The organism is Caldalkalibacillus mannanilyticus JCM 10596 (genome assembly GCF_000615945.1).
In the GTDB taxonomy this organism is placed as follows: domain Bacteria; phylum Bacillota; class Bacilli; order Caldalkalibacillales; family JCM-10596; genus Bacillus_AT; species Bacillus_AT mannanilyticus.
This window is the reverse complement of record NZ_BAMO01000049.1, coordinates 1-21,075: the sequence shown is the minus strand read 5'-3', so window position 1 is coordinate 21,075 and position 21,075 is coordinate 1. Positions and strand designations below refer to the sequence as shown.

Genomic DNA, 21,075 nt, shown 5'->3' with positions numbered 1-21,075 from the left:
AGAAATGAATCAGTCCAGATATTCAAGACAAATCTTATTTTCTGATATTGCAGAACAAGGACAACGTCAATTACAAGAGAGCCGAGTGTTAATAGTTGGTATGGGGGCTCTAGGAACTGTTTTAGCGAATCATATGGTTCGAGCAGGAGTAGGTTTAGTACGCTTTGTTGATCGTGATTTTGTAGAGGAAAGTAATTTACAGAGGCAAATGCTATTTGATGAGCAGGATGTCTGTGAAAAACTTCCCAAAGCCATAGCAGCAGAGAGAAAGCTAAGAAGAATTAATTCGGAGATCAAGATAGAGGGAATTGTAGGAGATGTCACCCCTATGAATATTGATTCCTTCGGTCAAGATATGCATCTTATTTTAGATGGTACAGATAATTTTAGAACAAGATTCATAATGAATGACTATTGTTTTGGGCAAGGGATCCCTTATATTTACGGAGGTGCAGTGGGCTCTAGAGGAATGCAGGCTTCTTTTATTCCCGAAGATACTCCTTGCTTGCGTTGCTTGATCGAGGATCAGGGTGGGGCAGCGGAAACCTGTGATACCTCAGGTGTTCTGGCTCCTATTATTGATATGGTAGCTTCTTTACAGGCCATTGAAGCCATAAAAATCCTGATTGGAAAAAAAGAAAAAGTAAGAAGGAGTTTAATTACCTTCGATATATGGCAACACTATCAACATGAGATTAAATGGAAACAGAATAAAGAGCAATGTCTTACTTGTCAGATGAAGGAATATCCTGCTCTCCAACCCATGAAAGAAGATCAATTTACTGCGTTGTGTGGTCGAGATACGATCCAGATATCTCCCACTCAAGATACGAAATGGGATCTGACAAAATGGAAGCAAAGACTTGAGAAGGTGGGGATGGTAGAGCAAACCCCATTTCTTTTAAGATGCACCATTGAGAACATGACCATGGTTTTGTTTACAGATGGGAGAGTTCTTATTCAAGGAACGGAAGATATTTCCGTCGCAAGGTCGCTATATACCAAATATATAGGTATGTAGCAAATGACCGACTTGTTTAGAAGGGAGTTTGATCATGAAAAAAATCGTGTGGTTTTCGATCCTTATCCTCATCCTAACAGGCTGTGCAGCGCTGAAAGAAAAGGGAGATATTGATGTACACGATCAAGAGATAAAGGAAGTTCGAGAAGCAACGTATATGAATAACGAGCAAGAAGTAGATTCAAAGGATCAGGAACAAGAATCTGAAACTCTAAAGGAGGAAATAGAGGTTGGTATTCATGTAGGAAAAAGAATTCCAACTCTAGCTCTGGAAACACTGGAAGGAACCACCTTTGATGAGGGGACGATAAAGGATAAAAAAGTGTTGATTAATTTCTGGGCTACTTGGTGTGGTCCTTGTCGTCAAGAAATGCCTGATATCGTAAGAATCGCTCAAGAACATGAGGATTTAATTGTATTAGGCATCAATATTGGTGAAACTCAGGAAGAAGTGGCTTCTTTTGCTGAGGAGTATCAAATGGATTTTCCTGTATTGCTGGATCGAACAACGGAACTTGCAGAGCACTTTCGAATTCTTGCTATTCCGACTACCTATTTTCTTAATTCTGATGGGACCATTTCTAAGATATATCCGTTTATGATCGATTACGAAGAAATGAAGCAAGTGTATCAAACATTGCACTAGAACAAAAAATAATGTAAGTCAATGAATAATCTTACAAGTACAAATATTTATTTTATTTTTTGATCACTTTGTGAACATTTCTTTAAATATTTTAATGAATATTCTATTTGTACTTTTTATAAGTAAGCTTCCATGCTAAAATAAGAATAAATATAAATAAACCATAAAGTAGGTGTAGCAAGTGATTAAATTATATTCGTTTTCCAGCTGTACCTCTTGCCGTAAAGCTCGAGAGATCTTAATGGATCACCAAATTCCATTTAAAGAGAAAAATATGAGTATCGAACCTCTAACAGAAGAAGAAATTCTTCGCTTACTATCATATACAACAAATGGAACGACTGATATTATGTCCAAACGCAGCCAAGATGTAAAAGACCTAGATATAGATATGGATGAGCTCTCATTACACAGTTGGATTGAACTTGTAAATCAGAACCCTGGTATTTTACGTAGGCCCCTATTGCTTACTCCAGACCAACTAATTGTAGGGTATAATAAAGAGGAGTATTCTGGTTTGATCAAAAAAGCAAAAATTAAAAATAAGAGCTTGGTTAGGAAAAGTTCGTAAGTGAAAGCTAGGGGTTCCTAGCTTTTTTCTCAATCCTAAAAGGATGTTCTAAGGGGAGGCAGACATGGAATCTCGCTTTTTGGGGCATGATATTACTCAAAGGAGGTTACAGTCATGCAACAACAGTGGAGTCGTCCAATCATCCTTATATTAGGGTTAGCTACGCTTTTAATCCCTGGAATTCGGAGAGGTATTTTTTTTCGTATGTTGAAGAATCGAACGATTCGTAATCTAGGATTAAAGTTAATCATATCAACTCCTTTTGTACGAGAACGATTATTCAACAAAATCCTTCCAACTCGACAGCCCCAATAGGATCTATTTTCGATAGAGCCATTGATGTGTGGTAAAACCTGCTTTCATTAAGCAGGTTTTTGTTCTTTTATGAGCTAGTTGCTATAATATAATAAGGAACTACGGTGAAGGAGGCGTATTCATGCTTAAGTGGAATAAGATATATTTTGATCTAGATAATACTTTATATAGTCATGAATATGCTTTTGAAAGAGCGATTCAAGACTGTTATCAGGATGTAATGGAGGAGTGGAGAGATCGCGGGCTTCATGTTCCTTATGTTCCTTTAGAGGATTGGTTTGAAGTGTTTAAATATTTTAGTGATTATTATTGGCCTGGATATGAGGAAAAGAAATACTCTCAACAAGAATACCGTCGGAAAAGATATCTTTCCACGATGAAGCATTTTGATCTCCCTAACCAGGTAGATGAGGCTGACCGTTTTCATGAACAGTATTATGAGAAGGCAAACCAGTATGTTCAGCCTTATCCGGGTTTATACCAAACCCTTTCTTTTTTTAATCAAACAGGAATCGAAGTCGGAATCATTACCAATGGAAAGCAGAAAACTCAGCAAGCAAAATTCAATAAGCTCAAGCTATTCCGCTACATAAAGCAAGAGCATTTTTTTATTTCAGAGGTGGTCGGGATAGAAAAACCAGACCAACACATTTTCGAAACAGCTTTGGGAAATGAAAATCCAGAAAAAGCGCTCTTTATTGGAGATACGTGGGAGCATGATGTTGTGGGGGCACTGGATGCTAGTTGGAATGCTATCTATTTGAATACGCAGAATAGACCAAGGACTTCTGAGCACCAACCGCTAGTGGAGTACAAGCATTTTACTCAGCTACTTCCTTTTTTCTTAAACAAGGAGCATCTGAATAATGAGGGATGAAGAAGATGAACAATACAATGGTTCGAGATCAATGGTTCTGGGCCTTGATTCTTACTCTAACAAAAGAATACGATTTTCAAATCGTTGAATCTCCATATAAAAATACTCATTCCTTTCTAGATCCTACTGGGAAGGAATTAGAGCAATGCTTGCTTCTAAGGAACTCTGGTAGGCAATTTGAATTAATTCGTTTGCAATGTGTTGATTTTGTATGGAATTCTACCTTAGCGAGGGATATTCGTTCGTTTTCTGAGCATATCCCATCTTTTCGTCAAAAGCTAAAGGCAAGTCACTTAAAGGTGTATAATGTCTACTTGTTTCCATTTTCAAAACATGACTATCCTATACAAGCTCTTGATGAGTTTGAAAGTCTGACTGAATCAAAGTATGCTTTATATACAAGCGGGGCTTATTTTAAAGAAACGGAGCTTTCTGAATCCCCTCAAATTGATCTTGCAACGATGCAATTAACTGAAACAGAGATCAAAACGGACGATTTATACAACAAATCTCTTCATAGAGCCTTTCTTTCCACAATTGATCAGATGAAAAGAGAAATCGTAGTGGAAGAGAAACGAAAGGAGAAGAAATTTAATCAGATTTTTCATTATGGCAAGCCCATTTGGACCTTTCTGATCCTGTTTATTAACTTCGTATTGTTTGCTCTAATGGAGTGGGTTGGCTCAAGTACAGATCCAGAAACATTAATAGCTTTTGGTGCTAAGTGGACTCCGCTTATTATGGCAGGAGAGTATTGGCGCTTGATCACCCCTATGTTTTTACATATTGGTATCGTTCATATTCTCTTTAATAGTCTTGCCCTTTATTTTTTAGGAACCGTTGTCGAAAGGATCTATGGTTCGATGCGTTTTTTGTGGATTTATTTTTTTGCTGGTTTCTTTGGAACCTTGGCTAGCTTTCTTTTTAATCCTCATCTAGCTGCTGGAGCTTCAGGGGCTATCTTTGGCTGTTTTGGAGCCCTGTTATTTTTTGGCCTTAAACATCGCAACCTGTTTTTTAGAACCATGGGGACTGATATTATTTTTATCCTCTTATTTAATTTAGGGATTGGTTTTGTTATCCCAATCATTGATAATTATGGACATCTAGGTGGATTAATCGGTGGGTTTATTGCAGCAGCTTTGATTGGTCTACCAAAGCTCAAATCATAAATTAAGGGTTGATCGTCTGAATAAGCTGTATTTCTTTTCCTTGAGCTGTTCGAAAGAGAATTTTAAGGTGGGATTTGTCTTTTGCTAGTAAAAGAATAGGAACCGTACTTCCTTTGGTATCTATGGGTTCATCAGGGGGATTAGTAATACCTAGAATATAGTGTCGATAAATCCCCTCCCAAACTCCCCCTATGATTTTTTTGGTTTCCTCTTCAGAAAAGTAAGGAAAAGAATGATGCTGATACATATGTAATTCTGTTAGTGGTATCAAATCATATTGCTTCTGATCCACTCTAAAAAATTGAAACAAATGATTTTTTTGCAGCCTCCATTGATCGTTTATGGCACGATCTAGAATGCGCTGCCACTGCTTTTGTGTATTGGTATGCGCCTCTCGAAATAGAGTAGGGGCTGAAAAGGCAGAGGTTAAGATGTAAACCTGATCGCTACTCATTGCGTATTGACTTGTTATGTATCGATCATGATGATGAATCTCTGCATGATGAAACGTGATAACATCATAGCGTGTCGATCCTTCTCCCTCCATAGTCATCGTATACTCTAGACTTGAAACATTCTCCTCCCATTCATAAACCTTATCAAGCAAAATTCCATTTGAGTAAATCAAGGCTACGTCCTGTCTTAAATAAGTAGGTGTCGTTGTTAGTGAACTTGTTTTTAGTTGAATAAAATAGCTGTTTCCTCTTTCTTTTTCAAACGTAAAAGTTGAGTTTACTTGGCTGAATTCTATTGATTGATCTAGCGGGAATACCTGTAGTGACGGAACCGATTTTTTTAGTAGTCGTGTCGGAGATTGTACATTTTCCAAGTTCGATTGAAAAAAAAGGACAAGTCCAATGAAACTGCTAATGAAGAAAAACATAGTAAATAAGATTTTTTTTGGTGAAAGCATGTACCCTCAGCTCCTTTTGTAGGGACTTGCTATTGTTTATGCCAAAATATATATGCAAATGAAGAAAGAATATGAGTATGTGACATATGAAAATTATTGATTTCATAGAAATAGTACAAGAAGGAGAGGAGTAGGGGGGGAATTCAGATGGAAATTTTAAAGTGGTCCATGCTCTCTATGTTTACTTTATTTATTGGAGCGGTAGCTGGATTTGGATTTTCAACAAGGAAAGTGGTTGTCGCTTGGTATCATATTGTTGGTATTGTCATTTTTACGTATATGGTTAGTTTGGCCAGCTCATTTATTGGTCATTTAGTTGGAGAGTATATCTCTTACCGATTTTTAGAAATAACGATTAGCCTAGGAATGATTGTGATCGGTATCCTATTATTTATTTCTAAACCGATTTATCCTGGAAGTAAGGAACTGATCCTCTTTACTTTATTTATTCAGCTGGATATATTTCTACTTAATTACCATTATGCTTTATTGAATGAAGGAGGATATGGCTTGGCTTTCACGATATCTCTATTATTACTTGGAAGCATAGTATTAGGCATTGTAGCCGGGTCAAGAAAGTGGTTGAATTGGCGTGTACAAATGCTAATCCCCTATACTTCGGCAGTACTGGTAGTATTGGTTGGTGTTGTGAAGATGTTATAATGGTACTGGAACAGAATTGATGAAGGAGTTAGAGCAATGAAAAATGGGGAAATCACATCACTCCAGGATGTTAGGCTCCTGCTAAAACGATTTGGTACTTTTATCTATAGTGGTGATCCTCTTTTAGATCTAGAGTTGATGGAAGAAGAAATCAAAGAATTATTTGACTCGACATTGATCGAAGCGAAAGAATATCAGATGTCGATCTTATATCTAAAAAAAGAAATGAGAAAGTATGAGAATAAGTCATGAAGCTAAAACAGTCTTGGTTATATCAACAATTGGAACGAATCTATGGCTCAGAGCGCTTAGAGGTTTTTCTGGATGTACCAGCCACTGATGAATATCTTTGCTTTCCCATAAGAGAGGGACTGGATACACTGGGATGGGTTGGAGTTCAGCAGAACGTACTGGGTGAAGATTCAAGGGCGCTTATTACGATTTTAGTTGAATCTCAGAATCAGTTTTTATTTCGTGTAGACAACTCTATTGAGCATCTCTGGAAAAGATTTATGGAGGAGGATATCTCCGTCTGGAGAGAAGAATGGAACGAGCTTGGTTATCCCGAAGATACAAGCTTTCGAAATGTATATATTATGGTTCAGGACGCGGAAGAAGTGGATCATGATCTTTCTGCTTCATTAAAGGAAATCATTGAGGGGATGACAGAGGAAAGAAGCTTTTTACTTCCTCTTTATGCGCAAAAATATGCGTGGATCATCCCCCATTCTCCAGAGGGGAATGATGAACTGCAAAGCCTTCTAAAGGGAGTTGTCGACACCATTATTGCGGAATGTATGATTGATGTTCATTATTATCTGGGACAGCCATATCTCATGCCAATGAATATTCGTGAGCAAGTAAAAAAAGAAATAAGCCAGCTTGAGTTAGCTATTCACCTTGGAATCGATCAGTCTGTAACAGAATGGAAAGACCTGATGGTGTATTTGCTCTTAAATGAAATTAGCCCAGATCTTCTCCATGAGCTCATTCATCAAGTCATGGGTCCTACTAAGGAAGACTCAGACTTAATTCATTCGCTTAAAGTTTTTTTTCAAGAAAACCTAAATGTTTCTGAAACGGCAAAAAAACTATTTATCCACCGCAATAGTTTACAATATAGATTAGAAAAGTTTGATGAACGGACTGGGTTAGACGTTCGAAGGTTCGAAGATGCTGTTAAAGTGTACTTAGCCATTCAGGCTTTGGGCATGTTCAACAAAAAATAACTGAATTATTCGGCAAACCTGCCCAATAGATTTTTACCCTCTTCTTTAGGTAAAATAAGACTATAACCTAACTTGGAGGGATTTCATATGGCAGGGATTAAACTACAACATATTTATAAAAAATACAGTGATACAGTAACAGCGGTAAAGGATTTTAATTTGGATATTGCTGATAAAGAATTTATTGTTTTTGTTGGACCATCTGGATGTGGTAAATCAACAACATTGCGTATGGTAGCAGGGCTTGAAGAAATATCTGAAGGCGATCTCTACATTGGAGATCGCCGAGTAAATGATGTTGCCCCTAAAGATCGAGACATCGCTATGGTTTTCCAAAACTATGCGCTATATCCACATATGAATGTGTTTGATAATATGGCATTTGGTCTTAAATTGCGTAAATTCAAAAAAGAGGAAATCAAAAAACGCGTAGATGAAGCAGCTAAAATCTTAGGAATTGAAAACCTATTAGAGCGTAAGCCTAAAGAACTTTCAGGTGGACAACGCCAGCGTGTTGCTTTAGGACGTGCTATTGTACGTGAGCCACAGGTATTCTTAATGGATGAGCCTTTATCCAACCTTGATGCTAAATTGCGTGTACAGATGCGTGCAGAGATCACGAAGCTACACAAACGTCTAGAAACAACGATTATCTATGTAACACATGATCAAATCGAAGCGATGACAATGGCTGATCGAATTGTTATTATGAAGGATGGAATTGTGCAACAGGTAGGTACTCCAAAAGAAGTTTATGATCTTCCAGACAATATTTTTGTCGGTGGGTTTATCGGATCCCCTGCTATGAACTTTATTAGTGGGCGTTTAGAAGAAGGGAAATTTATTGCCGGAAAGCAGGAAATAGCAGTACCAGAAGGAAAAATGAAAATTCTCAAGGATTACGTAGGGAAAGATGTCGTTCTTGGAATCCGTCCGGAAGATATCCACGATGAGCCATTATTTATTGAATCTTCGCCTGGAACTGTTATCAATGCCTATATTGAATTGGCTGAGTTAATGGGAGCAGAAACCTATCTATATAGTAAAGTGGCAGATAGTGATTTTATTGCACGTGTTGATTCTAGAACAGATATTAATAACGGACAAACCTTGAAGCTGGCATTTGATATGAACAAAGTTCACTTCTTTGATCCGCAAACAGAAGAGCGCATCAAGTAATATCTATAGTTAAAGGATGAATCAAATTGAAACAAGACAAATGGTATGTTGGCATTGACTTGGGTGGAACAGCAATCAAGCTGGCAATTGTAAACTCTAATGGGGAAATCGCCTATAAGGAATCTCAACCAACACAAGTGGCAGAAGGTGGAGATCGAATTCTTCATCAAATGGATGAGATGATCATACGTGGAATCGAAGACCTTGCTCTGAAGAAGGAAGACCTTCAAGGGATTGGGATTGGAGCCCCTGCTTTTCTAGATCTTGAACGTGGCTATGTCTATGAAGCTGTAAATTTAGGATGGAAGGACTATCCATTGAAGGATCGTCTTGAGGAGATTACAGGTTTACCAGTGGTTGTCGATAATGATGCAAATACGGCAGCACTAGGTGAAATGTGGAAAGGGGCTGGCAGCGGTGCTAGTGACCTTCTCGTCATTACCTTAGGTACAGGTGTAGGTGGTGGAGTTATCTCCAAAGGAAAGATTTTTCATGGTTCAAGAGGCACCTCAGGAGAAATTGGGCATGTCACGGTTGTTACTAAAGGTGGCTATCGTTGTAATTGCGGTAAGCAGGGCTGTCTGGAAACTCTTGCTTCTGCAACGGGAATTGTTAAGTTAGCTACTGATGCTCTAAAAGAAGGGACATCAAGTACTTTAGCAGAAACACTAAAAGCAAATGGTGCGCTGGAAGCGAAAGATGTAGCTTTTGCAGCAGATGCTGGAGATGAGTTGGCACTAAGTGTGCTAGATCAGGTAGGTTTCTACTTGGGCTGGACCTTAGGTAACTATGCTGTTCTGCTTAACCCTGAAAAAATTGTGGTTGGTGGAGGGGTATCACGAGCTGGTGAAGTGCTTTTTAAACCTATTCGTGACTATTATCGCCAGTATGCACTTCCTCATTTGACTGGTGACATTGAAATTGTTGCCGCTACACTAGGCAATGATGCAGGTGTGATAGGCTCAGCATGGCTGGTTCATTCTAAAGAATAAGAATAGGTCTTATCGAAGAAAGCCGTTTGATTCAGTTGCTATTCAGTGACTTGAATGGACGGCTTTTTTCTGTTGGGTTAAGTTTTTTATTTAGAGGAATAATAGTTTTTACGTAGCAACATGAGGAGAATGGGGGATTTAGATATGAAAAGATTCATCGTCATTCTGCTAATCGGAATCGTTAGCCTTTTGGGATTTAGTACTTTTTATACCTATTCTGCTTATGAAAAATATAAGTCTACATTAGATGAAATGTCTGTTTCAGACTCGCGAAAATCTGCCCAGAATCGCCATTCATCAAAGGATAAGCCGACTCGTTCTTTTGCTAAGGATAAGAGTAAGAATAAGAAGAGAAAGATGACTGACAAGAAAGAAGCAATCTATAAGGGGCTCCCTTTTACTAGAAGTCACAAGGAGCCGCCAATTAATACTCCTATAGCCTTGTTATTGTATGGGATTGATAAAAGGGAAGAAACCTATGATCGTGGACGACCTGATACATTAATTTTAGCCTTAGTTGATCCACATCAAAAGAAACTAAATCTCATTTCTTTACCTCGAGATGCATATGTCAAGATTCCAGGGCATAGAAAACAAAGATTAAACCATGCCTTTTCTAAAGGAGGTATAGAGTTGACAATGGAAACGATCGAGAATTGGTTGGATGTTGAATTAGATGGGTACGCTTCTATTGATTTTCGTGGATTTGAGAAGCTCGTTGATCTTATGGAGGGAATAGAGATAGAAGTAGAAAGACCTATGTATTATGATTCAAGTGAAGAAGAAACACATATCCATTTGGATCAAGGATATCAAACTCTGAGTGGCAAACAGGCACTAGACTATATTCGTTTTCGGCAGAGCAATGATGGGAAAAATGATACCGATTATCAAAGGATGGAGCGACAGCAAAAAGTTCTTAAACAGGTAGGGAAGAAAATGATACACTTTCGTTCAGTGACCAAGATATATGATGTCTTAGATGTCGTAGGAGAACATGTGAAAACATCTCTATCCTCTGACGAATTAGATTATTTAATTCGTACTTTTATACTTTTGATCTGGATGATCTAGAGACCACAACGCTTCAAGGTCAGGGAGATATTAGAAACGGGATGTGGATTGAACTAATTTCTGACGAGGAACTTAGTCGAATCAGGACCATCCTGTCTGATTTTTTGTTATAATAAGTTCATCTTAAACAAGAAAGGATTGTTAGAATGATTCAAAAAACGAGAGCGGAGTTAGAGGTTGTTTCTAAAGAAAATATTGAATATATCATTGAAACCATTAAAACCAAGCTACAAGTAGTCAATGCAGCAGCCATCAATCCCAAAAGCTTCGATACAGAAAACTATGAGGATTTATTAGACCTCTATGATTTTTTAGCGAAGAAGGATCGTTTTACAATGAGTGAAATTGAGTCCATCATCGACGAACTAGGAAAGTTGCGTAAACGTGTATGACAAAAGCTTTAGTCATCAGTGATACCCATGGTTTAATCCATGAAGTGCGTGAGGTCGTTCATTTAGGTTCATATGATATGATTTTTCATTGTGGTGATTATTGCACCGATGAGGAGGCTCTTCCTTTTTCTCAAATGAAGATGGTTAGAGGAAACAATGATTTCTCAGATGTGATCCCGATGGAGCAAGTGGTAGAATGGTCGGGGCTTCGGATTTTTATGGCACATGGACATACTTATCAGGTTCACGACTCTTTATTAGGATTGAAATACAAAGCTGAGGAAGTTGGGGCAGATATCGTTTTATTTGGTCATACACACTACCCTGTTGCCATTTATGATGGGGGGACTGTCTTCATCAATCCTGGGAGTCTAAGACAACCAAGAGGATTCACAGTCCCTACATATGTGGTATTAGAAGTAGATCAACAGGAAGAGAAAAAAATCCAGATCTCTATTACATATTATGATGTAAAGCATCAAAAAGTAGAACAATTAAGCAAGTGTTTTAGCCTTTCGGAGTCCAATTAGTGGTGTGATCTTGCTTGAGTGTCTTGTTGAATTCTAAACCAAATATTAAGGTCATTAATCGTACTAGCTAAGCGAGAAATCTCATCGTTCAACTTGCAGGAGAGGGCAAAATTTTCTTCGCGACTAAGCTCCTCCTGTTTTTTGGTGATGATTTTCTCTAGCTCTTTGATTCTGCTAGGAATATCAGAACGAAACTCTTCCCATTCAAATAGGATCTGTTCTTGTTCATGAATGGAATATTGCTCCCAACCCTTCTCAATGATAGGGATGGAAATTCCCAAACGTTCATCGTATTTAAATTGATAGCTCATCTGCTTTCATCTCCTTAGTTTCTATTCTATCCTAAGTTTGTTCACGTGTTAATAGGTCTTTTTAGTATGTGATCGATGTCACAATTTGTTCATATTTTTTCTTCTTAAAATGCTCTATTTTCGTCTATACTGTATAAAAGCACTTATTTTCTTATTAGGAAGGGAGAGATGTAGGTGGGTAGGAGAATTTTGTTTTTCCTCTTAACCAATGTTTTGGTTTTAACAACGATTATGATCGTGTTGAGCGTATTTGGCATTACAACTGGTATAGATCTCAACACTGGAGCTGTAAATATACCTATGCTACTAACGTATAGTGCAGTTATTGGATTTGCAGGCTCCTTTATTTCATTAGCCATGTCCAGATGGATGGCTAAAAAAATGATGAAGGTGCGTGTATTGAATCCTGACGATCAACTCTCTCCATATGAAAGAAGTATTGTGGAGAAGGTGCATCGTTTCTCAAGAAGTGCAGGACTTACAGTAATGCCCGAAGTAGGAATCTATCATTCACAGGAAGTGAATGCTTTTGCCACAGGACCATCGAAGCGTAGTTCATTAGTTGCCGTATCGACTGGCTTGTTAAATAGCATGGATGAAGATGCAGTAGAAGGAGTTATTGCTCATGAAGTAGCGCATATCGCAAATGGAGATATGGTGACTATGACCTTGCTTCAGGGAGTTGTGAATACCTTTGTCGTCTTCTTTTCCCGAATCGCGGCATTAGTTGCAAGTCGTTTTGTGAAGCAAGAGCTTCAAGGAGTTGTCTATTTTGTGAGCGGGATTTTATTTAATATTCTTTTCTCCATACTGGGAAGTATTGTAGTTATGGCTTTCTCACGCTACAGAGAATTTCATGCAGATGCTGGAGGAGCAGATCTTGCCGGTAAGGATAAGATGATTCATGCCCTGCAATCTCTTCAGCATCATGTCAATCGCATTGATACTGAACAAGCTGCTATTGCTACATTAAAAATAAGCAACAAAGCAGGAATCTCTAGATTATTCTCTTCACACCCAGATCTTAACGAAAGAATTCGCCGTTTACAGGCAAAATAATATTCTATAACTTTTCTATATGCAAAAGGGCTAGCATATCACACGCTGATATACTAGCCCTTTTTAACGATACTTCTAAAATGAAAGGGATGCCCCTGTTTTTTTTGTGAAATCTTGCCCTTTATAATAAGTGTTGGCTACTAAGATATTCGGTCCATTACAATGCGACTGAGGGCAGTAGCAATCAAATGGCTTGAATACAGGATGTGTTTGCCATCTTGCAAAACAGTCTTCGAAGCGATCTGTCTTGACATTTCCTAGCGGTTCCACATCACCAAAGTCTGTCACGATCACATCACCATTAAAGATATTCGTGTTTAAGCGATTGTGACCATCTGGATCGTTTCTTACGGTGACATTGGGTGTAGCGTGAATTCGTTGAATAAGCTCTATGTCCTCTTCTGTTTGATTACAGGCATAGAAAGGTAATGTCCCAAATAAGATCCAAAGCTCGGGATCTTTGTGATCGAGTAGACGGTGGTAGACTTCTCTTAGTTCGGCAAGTGATAATACGGTCATGTGACGGGCAAAATCACTAGGTAGAGAGGATGTACCTCGTGTCTTTGACATCCCATTTCTTTGATTTGGTGATGGATCTGATCTAAAATAGGCGCCGTATGCACGGAAATAAGTGATTCAGCAGATACAAAGACCCCTTTTTTAGCTAAAGCGATAGTATTATCCACCATTCGTTGAAACGTTTTCTCTGCTTGAGCGAAGGAAGTGGGATGGCTGGAATGAACATAGGCTACTTTATAAAAATCTTCTGCATTAAGATAATTATAGGAGATATGCAGAACATCTAGAAAGGGAAGAATTGATTCATATCGCTCTAAATCAAGGGTTAGATTTGAGTTGATTTGTGTACGGATGCCTCTCTCATGTGCATAGCGAAAGATGGGCACAATATATTCTTGAATGATCGATTTATTATACATGGGCTCGCCACCAGTAATGCTTAGGGTTTCGAGCGAGTCTATCTCATCTAAACGTTGAAGTAATAAAGAAAGCGGGATTCGTTCACTCGATTCTTTCATGGTTAATACATCACCAACAGCGCAATGTTCGCAACGTAAGTTACAAAGATTTGTCACAGTAAATTCTATGCTAGTTAACGTGTTACGACCATTTTTTTGCCGACTATGGATAGACTCCCACGGATCATACTGGGGACTCATCGCGATTAGCTCAGTTTTCATTAGGTTACCTCCTATCATGTACACTATAATATAACGATAGAGTGGAAGCTACGTCAATGGTATAATATATGTATAGCATATCAACTCTTGATGGAGGAACAAAATGAACCTTCGAAACAAAACGATTATAATCATAGGGATCCTTATGCTATTTCTAGTTCTGACCCTTAGTGTAGTTATGAAAATGATTAATCTGAACAGCTTTAGACAGTTAGAGGAGAGATTTGTTTACGAAAACATTAAACGTGTAGTGAATAAAATCCAGGTGGACTTAGCACATTTGAACTCTGTGGCTTTGGATTGGGCTGCGTGGATGATACCTATTATTTTATTGAAGACCTAAATGAGAACTATATTTCCTCGAATTTAAGTGATGAAACCTTTATTAATAATCGTTTTCATTTTATGATCTACTTAGATCAATTTGGAGATATTAAATTCCATAAAAATTTTGGAGCCGATACTCCGATTGATCAACGAAAATACGATGAATTGTTAACTGTTATTTTATTTTCTGATTTTTTTAAAGAGCTAAAAGGAATCGAATCCACACATGGAATCTTACCCTTGTCGATGGGACAAGTTCTATTTGCTGCTCAGCCTATTGCCATGAGCCAAGGTCAAGGGGAGCCACGTGGGACGTTAATTATTGGACGTTTATTAAACCAAGAAGAGGTTGAGAGGATTGCAACGGCTACGAATTTAGATATCGAGATCAAGTATTTGGGGCAGAGAGAAACAGCGGAATTTACTGAAGATCCTCAATATCTTTCTTCGATACCCACTATCATACAAGTGAATCAAGATTTGATCACTGGCAAGGCGCTTCTTGAAGATGCTTATGGACAAGATACCGTAGAGATCACCATTCGCATGCCAAGGGATGTCTTTCATGAAGGAGTTAAAAGTGTCAACTCTCTGATTATTTCAATTGTACTCACTGGGATTGTGATCACCTTGACAACGATATTCCTATTGGAAAAAGTAATTCTTTCGAGGTTAATGGCACTCGCAGCTAATGTATCCAATATTCGTAAGAGTAAGGACTTATCCTCAAGGGTCCCTATTACAGGTGAGGATGAAATCTCTCATCTGGAGGAAGAATTTAATAAGATGATGTCTTCGCTAGAAAAATCTCAGCAAAAAATGAAACATAGTGCCTATCATGATGCGTTAACGGGTCTTCCTAACCGTCTGCTTTTTTATGAGCGGCTTAACCAGTTAATAGCCAATGCCGAACAAGAAGGAAAACTGTTGGCCGTTATTTTTATTGATTTAGATAAATTTAAGGAGATTAATGATTCCTTGGGGCATGATTATGGTGATGCTTTGCTTCGAAAAGTTGCAGAAGGATTAAGAAATAGTGTTCGAGAAGGGGATGTCATTTCTCGAATAGGGGGAGATGAATTTACTGTCATCTTATCTCATATTGAAAGTAATGGAGAGGTAGAGGTGATTTCCCAAAGAATTCTTGCAGAATTAGTGACTCCTTATCAGATAAAAGGAGAGAGCCTGATGGTTTCTGCGAGCTTAGGAATTAGTTTCTACCCAACTGACTGTGAAGATGCAGAGGGGCTACTGAAGAAGGCAGACCAAGCGATGTATGCTTCGAAAAATAAGGGAGGAAATCAATATTATTTTTACCGTCCAGGTATCAATCAAATGAACAAATATGATACAATAAATCTAAAAAATAATGTGGACTAGGGGTGCCTTTTTGGCTGAGAGAAGAAATTCAACCCTTGAACCTGATCTGGTTAACACCAGCGTAGGAAAGTCGTGTGAAAGAAACAGTGAATCCACTTTCCTTTTTATAGGGCAGTGGATTTTATTTTTTAGCAATATCAAGACTAGTATAGAGATAGAGAGGGAGGATGGGTGTGAGAGATTTTCATTTATATGTGATAACAGGGGAGCAATTTTATCCTCAGCAAGAGTATTTAGCTGTCATCGAAGAAGCGATACTAGGTGGAGCAGATATTGTTCAACTCCGAGAAAAGAACAAAACGAAAAAAGAACTATTAGAAATGGCGAAAAAATTAAAAGAGCTCTGCTCTAAATATCATGTTCCTTTTATTGTGAATGATCATATCGATATTGCTTTAGCTGTAGATGCAGATGGAATTCATCTTGGACAAGATGATCTACCTCTTAGTGAGGCAAGACGGATTTTAGGCTCTGAAAAGATTATTGGGATATCAACGCATGCCATAGAAGAAGCCATAGAAGCTGAACGGAATGGAGCTGATTATATAGGTGTTGGTCCGATATATGAAACGAAAAGCAAGGTAGATGTGGTTGATCCAGTGGGACTTTCGTACATAAAAGAGGTCGTTTCTCAGACGAAGATCCCTTTTGTAGCGATTGGTGGTATTAAGCTCCACAATCTCGATAAGGTTCTTGAAGCCGGAGCGCAACGAATTTGTGTGATTAGTGCCATAGTAGGAGCTGAAAACGTGAAGGAAGCTGCTTCTCAATTTAGCAGCAGGATTCGAGCAGCCAATAGGAGTGAGTAAAACATGAAGCTGATTGTAAACGGACAAGAAATTGATAGTGGAGTAGAGAAGCTTGACCAATTAATTAGAGAATATCAATTAAAAGAAGAACACGTCGTTGCTGAAGTGAATGGTGTGATTATTGATCGATCAAGCTGGAGTCAGCACGAACTAAATCAAGGGGACATTATTGAACTGGTTCATTTTGTCGGAGGAGGATGATCAAGTGAATACAACAATGGACGATAGACTAGAAATAGGTGGAAAACAATTCCGTTCACGTTTTTTGATCGGTACAGGAAGATTTCCTAATCCATATATTCAAAATGAAGCGATTAAAGCATCAGAATCAGAAATATTAACCTTTGCTATTCGCAGAATTAATTTAGAAGATCCAGAGGAAGATGCTATTCTACAGCATTTAGAGGGGATGTCCTTTACTTATTTACCTAATACCAGTGGTGCAAAAAATGCTGAAGAAGCGATTCGGATTGCTAGGTTAGCGAAAGCCTCTGGTATTTCAGATTGGATAAAAGTTGAGATCAGTGTGAATGAAAAAACTCTTTTACCAGATCCTATTGAAACGTTAAAAGCTACAGAGGTATTGGCAAATGAAGGGTTTATTGTCCTACCCTATACTTCTGATGACCCTATTCTCTGCAAAAAGTTAGAAGAAGCGGGAGCAGCGGCAGTGATGCCAGGTGGAGCTCCTATCGGAACGGGACTAGGAATCTTAAATCCGTACAATCTAGGAATGATTATCGAGGATGCCAAGGTTCCAATCATTATAGATGCCGGCCTAGGTTCAGCGATGGATGTTGCTCAAGCGATGGAGCTAGGTGCGTCAGCTGTATTAATGAATACGCCTGTTGCCAAAGCGAAGGACCCTATCAAAATGGCTCGTGCGATGAAGCTGGCGATTGAGGCGGGCAGGCTTTCTTATCTTGCTGGTCGAATTCCGAAGAAAAAATATGCAACAGCTAGCAGTCCTTTAGCAAACCTATCGAAATGAGTGGAGAGCAAATGAGATCAACTAACGTCTTGATTTTGGGCGGAGGAATCATTGGATTAACAGCAGCATTTGAATCGGCTCAAAGAGGTCATCAAGTGACATTGCTCGAGCAGGGAGCTTTTGGCGGTCAAGCTACAGGAGCAGCTGCGGGGATGCTGGCTCCATTTTCAGAAATTGGAGAAGATCCTGATGATTTTTTCAATATGTGTAAAAAAAGCTTAGAGCTCTATCCTGAATGGCAATCAACCGTTAAGGAGATTTCAGGAAGCTATTTTGAATATAACCGCAGCGGAAGCTTACATGTCGTATTTCATGAGGCGGATGAGCTAGTCCTAGAAACGAGAAATAGCTGGCAGAAGAAATGGGGAGTTTCAGCAGAGATTGTCCGAGGGGAAACATTATGCAAATTGGAGCCACACTTAACAAAAGAAGCCATAGCAGCGATGTATTACCCAGAAGAACACCATATTTTTGCTCCTGATTACGTCAAGGCTGTCATTACGGGGTGTAAAAAGCTTGGTGTGAAGTTATTCGATTATTGTGGCTCAATCACATTTGAAGAGAATCAAGAGAATGGGGTAGGTGTGACTACGGAGAAGCAGGGCTCGTTTGTAGCAGAGCAATGTATTATTGCTAATGGAGCGTGGACCTCTTTCTTAGAGCCAGAGCTTTCCATGAGAGTACCTATTTTTCCTATACGGGGTCAGATATGTGCTTTTGAGCTTGGGATGGAGAAGGTTCATCATATGATTTTTTCTAGCCAAGGATATGTAGTGGCAAAAGAAAATGGGTCCCTGATCTGCGGGGCGTCTGAAGATATTGCTGGTTATGATAACTCAGTAACAGACAAGGGAATTCAACGTCTTAAAAAGTGGAGTAGGCGTCTCTATCCCTTTTTACAGGACAAGGAACCCTATCATACATGGGCAGGGTTGCGTCCGGCAACTCAAGATGGTTTTCCTTTGATTGGAAGACTTCCTCATCGTCCCAATATTATTCTTTCAAGTGGACATTATCGGAATGGGATTTTACTCAGCGTCGTGAATGCGAAGATCGTAGCAGATCTGCTTGAACAAAAAACGCCTATCGTTCCGATTTCACAATTTGATCCTATGCGGTTTCAATAAATTGAGCCGATAGCATCGGACAAGGTTAGAAAGGAGTAGGAGGTATATGATTTATCGTACGTTAACAATTGCAGGTTCAGATAGCGGTGGAGGAGCAGGGATTCAAGCGGATCTCAAAACTTTTCAAGAGCTAGGGACTTTTGGAATGTCTGCTATAACAGCACTAACAGCCCAAAACACTTTAGGAGTACATGGTGTCTATCCACAGTCTACCGAAGCTATAGTGGCTCAGCTAGATGCTGTCCTAAGTGATATCGGTGTTGATGCTGTCAAAACCGGAATGCTGTTTAGCTCGGAGATCATTGAAGCCGTAGCGGACAGACTGCGACATTATGGAGTTGCTCATGTTGTCGTTGACCCCGTGATGGTAGCGAAAGGTGGACAATCCCTATTGCAAGAGGAAGCGATTCAGGCGGTGCGAAAGCATTTGATTCCTTTGGCAATGGTTATCACTCCCAATATTCCAGAAGCGGAGGTCATCATTGGAGAGGAAGGGATTCAAAGTCTTCATGACATGGAAGAAGCTGCTCGTAAGATCTTCCAACTTGGAGCAAAAAATGTAGTGATCAAGGGTGGTCACTTATCGGGTGAGGAATCCATAGATATCCTTTATGATGGACTTGATTTTCACCATTTACCTGCAAGAAGATTTCCGACAAAACACACTCATGGGACGGGATGTACCTTTGCTGCTGCCATTGCTGCCAGCTTAGCTAAGGGACACACCGTTTTCCAAGCCATGGAGGTAGCCAAAGCATTTATTACAAGTGCAATTGAGCACTCTCTTGCTATCGGGAGTGGGATAGGTCCAACCAATCATGCAGCGTATCGGTTATCTCGTCAATAACTTAGCAATGGAGGAAAAAAGAGCAAGATCATTTTTATAGGTAAGAGAGCAGACAAACGTTCCTTTTTTGAAGAATCAAAGGGAAGTAGATCTGTTCTTTTTTTGTTTCTTTAGATTAAGGGAGAGGGTTCTCATAAATTTGATAGAGGGATTGGCAGAAGAACGTAGAATAAATTAAAGTATGAGAGTTAAACAGTGCTTTTCATACATAAAATAAAGTAGGAATGAATAAGGCAGGGATCATATAGAGAAATATTAATGAGTGGAAAGAAGGATCTTTCATGACCTATTTAGAGAGAGTTATGTCTAATATAGAGGGAATACCTAAGTCGATGATTGAGTTAATGTGGACACATTCATCTGATGTCATTTTTATAATTGATTTGTATGGCAACATTATGAAAATAAATCCAGCTTTTACGAAAGTATTGGGCTGGACAGAAGAGGATATTATTCTTATTCAACACAAGAAGATTTTGCCTCAAACAAAAAACACTGAATTATCTGTCATTATGCAAAGTATAGTGAAAAGGGAAGCTATTCCTTTTCATGAGGTTCAACGTTTGAAAAAAGATGGAAGCGTTATCGAAGTATTAGCTGCCTATCATCCGCTCATTGATTCGACAGATGAAGTTGTGGGTGCGATCGTCATGTACAAGGATCGTAATGAAAAAAATCAAAAACTGAAGGAAAATCAAGAAAAATATCAGATTGTAACAGAGCATTCTACAGATCTTATCACAGTATTAGATACAAACGGCAGGATCATGTACGTTTCTCCTTCAGTGGAGAGTACGACTGGTTTTACATTTAAAGAACTAGAGGGAAATCTATCATTTGAACATGTTCATCCAGAAGATCGCCAAGAGGTGCAGGATATTTTCTTTCAGATTGTACAAGATGGGATTCCTAGAGTAACAGATTTTCGGTTATTGACAAAAGAGGGATGTTCCATTTGGGTTGAAGGAAAATCCTTTCCCACTTACAACGATGATCAACAATTAAGTAGGCTTGTATGTATTTTGCGTGATATTACGGAAAGAAAAAAATACGAAGAAGAATTAAAGCTCATGGCTTATCATGATACCATTACTGGCTTACCTAATAAACGCTATCTTATGGATACTTTACAGCTTTTAATAGAAGGACGAGAGAATTCTTCTTCATTATTGGTTGTTGTATGTCTGGATATTTATCGTTTTAAACATATCAATGATTCTTTTGGAATTTTCTCAGGGGATGTGCTACTTAAGCTGCTTGCTGAAAGATTAGTAGAAAACTCCAAGCCACAAGAATTTGTGGCGAGATTAAATGGGGATGAATTTGTGTTTGTATTAGAGGAAGAAAGCCAAGAAAAGATATCCGAGAGAATAACCTCTATCCATCGTTTATTTGACGAACCATTTAAAATGAATGAACATGAGCTGAGACTGGCCAGTAGTTGGAAGTTG

General features: G+C 38.7%; 25 protein-coding genes, 1 pseudogene and 1 riboswitch. Of the genes and pseudogenes, 23 read left to right on the top strand and 3 right to left on the bottom strand.

Going from position 1 to position 21,075, the window contains the following annotated elements; all coding sequences use genetic code 11:
- The first annotated feature begins 4 nt into the window (after positions 1-4).
- The 6 genes from JCM10596_RS20805 to JCM10596_RS20780 all read left to right on the top strand — a co-directional run bounded on the left by JCM10596_RS20805 (position 5) and on the right by JCM10596_RS20780 (position 4,602).
- Positions 5-1,021, top strand: coding sequence for a ThiF family adenylyltransferase (locus JCM10596_RS20805; protein WP_025028757.1), 1,017 nt, complete (start codon positions 5-7; stop codon positions 1,019-1,021).
- 34 nt (positions 1,022-1,055) lie between these two features.
- Positions 1,056-1,667: a TlpA family protein disulfide reductase gene (locus tag JCM10596_RS20800; protein WP_025028756.1), complete on the top strand. Its 612-nt coding sequence runs from the start codon at positions 1,056-1,058 to the stop codon at positions 1,665-1,667.
- A 181-nt stretch (positions 1,668-1,848) separates the two neighbouring features.
- On the top strand, positions 1,849-2,238 hold the full coding sequence (locus JCM10596_RS20795) for a Spx/MgsR family RNA polymerase-binding regulatory protein (RefSeq protein WP_025028755.1): 390 nt from the start codon (positions 1,849-1,851) through the stop codon (positions 2,236-2,238).
- Positions 2,239-2,352: 114 nt separating this feature from the next.
- Complete coding sequence (locus tag JCM10596_RS20790) at positions 2,353-2,553, top strand: hypothetical protein (protein ID WP_025028754.1); 201 nt, start codon at positions 2,353-2,355, stop codon at positions 2,551-2,553.
- A gap of 121 nt (positions 2,554-2,674) precedes the next feature.
- A complete protein-coding gene (locus tag JCM10596_RS28300; protein ID WP_025028753.1) occupies positions 2,675-3,430 on the top strand; it encodes an HAD family hydrolase in 756 nt (251 codons plus the stop codon).
- A gap of 5 nt (positions 3,431-3,435) precedes the next feature.
- On the top strand, positions 3,436-4,602 hold the full coding sequence (locus JCM10596_RS20780; protein WP_025028752.1) for a rhomboid family intramembrane serine protease: 1,167 nt from the start codon (positions 3,436-3,438) through the stop codon (positions 4,600-4,602).
- Position 4,603: 1 nt separating this feature from the next.
- Here JCM10596_RS20780 and JCM10596_RS20775 read toward each other — a convergent pair whose 3' ends face one another.
- A complete protein-coding gene (locus JCM10596_RS20775; RefSeq protein ID WP_025028751.1) occupies positions 4,604-5,515 on the bottom strand; it encodes a hypothetical protein in 912 nt (303 codons plus the stop codon).
- Between the two features lie 147 nt (positions 5,516-5,662).
- On the opposite strand from JCM10596_RS20775, the gene JCM10596_RS20770 reads away from it, so the two are divergent.
- From JCM10596_RS20770 to JCM10596_RS20735, 8 genes are all read left to right on the top strand, one after another.
- Entirely contained in the window at positions 5,663-6,178 is a 516-nt protein-coding gene (locus JCM10596_RS20770; protein WP_025028750.1) for a hypothetical protein, read from the top strand.
- 36 nt (positions 6,179-6,214) lie between these two features.
- Positions 6,215-6,430 (top strand): YqgQ family protein, encoded by a 216-nt coding sequence (locus JCM10596_RS20765; RefSeq protein ID WP_234410596.1) that lies wholly within the window; start codon positions 6,215-6,217, stop codon positions 6,428-6,430.
- On the top strand, positions 6,427-7,407 hold the full coding sequence (locus JCM10596_RS28295; RefSeq protein WP_025028748.1) for a PucR family transcriptional regulator: 981 nt from the start codon (positions 6,427-6,429) through the stop codon (positions 7,405-7,407). Before JCM10596_RS20765 ends, JCM10596_RS28295 begins: the two co-directional genes overlap by 4 nt.
- A gap of 87 nt (positions 7,408-7,494) precedes the next feature.
- Positions 7,495-8,586, top strand: coding sequence for an ABC transporter ATP-binding protein (locus JCM10596_RS20755; RefSeq protein WP_025028747.1), 1,092 nt, complete (start codon positions 7,495-7,497; stop codon positions 8,584-8,586).
- Positions 8,587-8,606: 20 nt separating this feature from the next.
- Complete coding sequence (locus JCM10596_RS20750; protein ID WP_439644873.1) at positions 8,607-9,578, top strand: ROK family glucokinase; 972 nt, start codon at positions 8,607-8,609, stop codon at positions 9,576-9,578.
- A 144-nt stretch (positions 9,579-9,722) separates the two neighbouring features.
- Positions 9,723-10,652 (top strand): LCP family protein, encoded by a 930-nt coding sequence (locus tag JCM10596_RS28290; RefSeq protein WP_159102383.1) that lies wholly within the window; start codon positions 9,723-9,725, stop codon positions 10,650-10,652.
- Between the two features lie 146 nt (positions 10,653-10,798).
- Positions 10,799-11,044, top strand: a complete 246-nt coding sequence (locus JCM10596_RS20740; protein ID WP_025028744.1) for a DUF1128 domain-containing protein — start codon at positions 10,799-10,801, stop codon at positions 11,042-11,044.
- On the top strand, positions 11,041-11,574 hold the full coding sequence (locus JCM10596_RS20735) for a metallophosphoesterase family protein (RefSeq protein ID WP_025028743.1): 534 nt from the start codon (positions 11,041-11,043) through the stop codon (positions 11,572-11,574). Before JCM10596_RS20740 ends, JCM10596_RS20735 begins: the two co-directional genes overlap by 4 nt.
- Here JCM10596_RS20735 and JCM10596_RS20730 read toward each other — a convergent pair.
- Positions 11,571-11,885, bottom strand: a complete 315-nt coding sequence (locus tag JCM10596_RS20730; RefSeq protein WP_025028742.1) for a hypothetical protein — start codon at positions 11,883-11,885, stop codon at positions 11,571-11,573. The genes JCM10596_RS20735 and JCM10596_RS20730 overlap by 4 nt on opposite strands.
- Before the next feature lie 174 nt (positions 11,886-12,059).
- On the opposite strand from JCM10596_RS20730, the gene htpX reads away from it, so the two are divergent.
- Positions 12,060-12,944 carry a protease HtpX gene (gene htpX / locus JCM10596_RS20725; protein WP_025028741.1) on the top strand — a complete coding sequence of 295 codons (885 nt, stop codon included), beginning with the start codon at positions 12,060-12,062 and terminating at the stop codon, positions 12,942-12,944.
- Between the two features lie 75 nt (positions 12,945-13,019).
- On the opposite strand, the pseudogene yfkAB reads toward htpX, so the two are convergent.
- Positions 13,020-14,161: pseudogene (yfkAB, locus tag JCM10596_RS26815) on the bottom strand (radical SAM/CxCxxxxC motif protein YfkAB).
- An 85-nt stretch (positions 14,162-14,246) separates the two neighbouring features.
- On the opposite strand from yfkAB, the gene JCM10596_RS29655 reads away from it, so the two are divergent.
- The 8 genes from JCM10596_RS29655 to JCM10596_RS20680 form a co-directional block, all read left to right on the top strand.
- The gene (locus JCM10596_RS29655; protein ID WP_025028740.1) at positions 14,247-14,486 is read left to right on the top strand and encodes a hypothetical protein; all 240 of its coding nucleotides are present in this window, start codon (positions 14,247-14,249) and stop codon (positions 14,484-14,486) included.
- Positions 14,453-15,850, top strand: a complete 1,398-nt coding sequence (locus tag JCM10596_RS28285) for a sensor domain-containing diguanylate cyclase (RefSeq protein ID WP_025028739.1) — start codon at positions 14,453-14,455, stop codon at positions 15,848-15,850. The genes JCM10596_RS29655 and JCM10596_RS28285 overlap by 34 nt, the downstream gene beginning before the upstream one ends.
- A riboswitch (TPP riboswitch) is annotated at positions 15,839-15,935 on the top strand. It overlaps the preceding gene by 12 nt.
- A gap of 88 nt (positions 15,936-16,023) precedes the next feature.
- Positions 16,024-16,659: a thiamine phosphate synthase gene (thiE, locus tag JCM10596_RS20705; RefSeq protein ID WP_025028738.1), complete on the top strand. Its 636-nt coding sequence runs from the start codon at positions 16,024-16,026 to the stop codon at positions 16,657-16,659.
- A gap of 3 nt (positions 16,660-16,662) precedes the next feature.
- The gene (thiS, locus tag JCM10596_RS20700) at positions 16,663-16,860 is read left to right on the top strand and encodes a sulfur carrier protein ThiS (protein ID WP_025028737.1); all 198 of its coding nucleotides are present in this window, start codon (positions 16,663-16,665) and stop codon (positions 16,858-16,860) included.
- A gap of 16 nt (positions 16,861-16,876) precedes the next feature.
- Entirely contained in the window at positions 16,877-17,650 is a 774-nt protein-coding gene (locus JCM10596_RS20695; RefSeq protein ID WP_025028736.1) for a thiazole synthase, read from the top strand.
- Positions 17,651-17,661: 11 nt separating this feature from the next.
- Positions 17,662-18,777, top strand: a complete 1,116-nt coding sequence (thiO, locus tag JCM10596_RS20690; protein WP_025028735.1) for a glycine oxidase ThiO — start codon at positions 17,662-17,664, stop codon at positions 18,775-18,777.
- Between the two features lie 46 nt (positions 18,778-18,823).
- On the top strand, positions 18,824-19,624 hold the full coding sequence (thiD, locus tag JCM10596_RS20685) for a bifunctional hydroxymethylpyrimidine kinase/phosphomethylpyrimidine kinase (RefSeq protein ID WP_025028734.1): 801 nt from the start codon (positions 18,824-18,826) through the stop codon (positions 19,622-19,624).
- Positions 19,625-19,905: 281 nt separating this feature from the next.
- Positions 19,906-21,075, top strand: a 1,170-nt coding sequence (locus JCM10596_RS20680) for a PAS domain S-box protein (RefSeq protein ID WP_025028733.1), incomplete at its 3' end; no start/stop codon positions are given.

What these genes read in the sequence shown, in the direction of transcription:
- JCM10596_RS20805 (WP_025028757.1), top strand. Translation starts at nt 5, where the DNA reads ATGAATCAGTCCAGATATTCAAGACAAATCTTATTTTCTGATATTGCA.
- JCM10596_RS20800 (WP_025028756.1), top strand. Translation starts at nt 1,056, where the DNA reads ATGAAAAAAATCGTGTGGTTTTCGATCCTTATCCTCATCCTAACAGGC.
- JCM10596_RS20790 (WP_025028754.1), top strand. Translation starts at nt 2,353, where the DNA reads ATGCAACAACAGTGGAGTCGTCCAATCATCCTTATATTAGGGTTAGCT.
- JCM10596_RS28300 (WP_025028753.1), top strand. Translation starts at nt 2,675, where the DNA reads ATGCTTAAGTGGAATAAGATATATTTTGATCTAGATAATACTTTATAT.
- JCM10596_RS20780 (WP_025028752.1), top strand. Translation starts at nt 3,436, where the DNA reads ATGAACAATACAATGGTTCGAGATCAATGGTTCTGGGCCTTGATTCTT.
- JCM10596_RS20775 (WP_025028751.1), bottom strand. Translation starts at nt 5,515, where the DNA reads ATGCTTTCACCAAAAAAAATCTTATTTACTATGTTTTTCTTCATTAGC.
- JCM10596_RS20770 (WP_025028750.1), top strand. Translation starts at nt 5,663, where the DNA reads ATGGAAATTTTAAAGTGGTCCATGCTCTCTATGTTTACTTTATTTATT.
- JCM10596_RS20765 (WP_234410596.1), top strand. Translation starts at nt 6,215, where the DNA reads ATGAAAAATGGGGAAATCACATCACTCCAGGATGTTAGGCTCCTGCTA.
- JCM10596_RS28295 (WP_025028748.1), top strand. Translation starts at nt 6,427, where the DNA reads ATGAAGCTAAAACAGTCTTGGTTATATCAACAATTGGAACGAATCTAT.
- JCM10596_RS20755 (WP_025028747.1), top strand. Translation starts at nt 7,495, where the DNA reads ATGGCAGGGATTAAACTACAACATATTTATAAAAAATACAGTGATACA.
- JCM10596_RS28290 (WP_159102383.1), top strand. Translation starts at nt 9,723, where the DNA reads ATGAAAAGATTCATCGTCATTCTGCTAATCGGAATCGTTAGCCTTTTG.
- JCM10596_RS20740 (WP_025028744.1), top strand. Translation starts at nt 10,799, where the DNA reads ATGATTCAAAAAACGAGAGCGGAGTTAGAGGTTGTTTCTAAAGAAAAT.
- JCM10596_RS20735 (WP_025028743.1), top strand. Translation starts at nt 11,041, where the DNA reads ATGACAAAAGCTTTAGTCATCAGTGATACCCATGGTTTAATCCATGAA.
- JCM10596_RS20730 (WP_025028742.1), bottom strand. Translation starts at nt 11,885, where the DNA reads ATGAGCTATCAATTTAAATACGATGAACGTTTGGGAATTTCCATCCCT.
- JCM10596_RS29655 (WP_025028740.1), top strand. Translation starts at nt 14,247, where the DNA reads ATGAACCTTCGAAACAAAACGATTATAATCATAGGGATCCTTATGCTA.
- thiS (WP_025028737.1), top strand. Translation starts at nt 16,663, where the DNA reads ATGAAGCTGATTGTAAACGGACAAGAAATTGATAGTGGAGTAGAGAAG.
- JCM10596_RS20695 (WP_025028736.1), top strand. Translation starts at nt 16,877, where the DNA reads ATGGACGATAGACTAGAAATAGGTGGAAAACAATTCCGTTCACGTTTT.
- thiO (WP_025028735.1), top strand. Translation starts at nt 17,662, where the DNA reads ATGAGATCAACTAACGTCTTGATTTTGGGCGGAGGAATCATTGGATTA.
- thiD (WP_025028734.1), top strand. Translation starts at nt 18,824, where the DNA reads ATGATTTATCGTACGTTAACAATTGCAGGTTCAGATAGCGGTGGAGGA.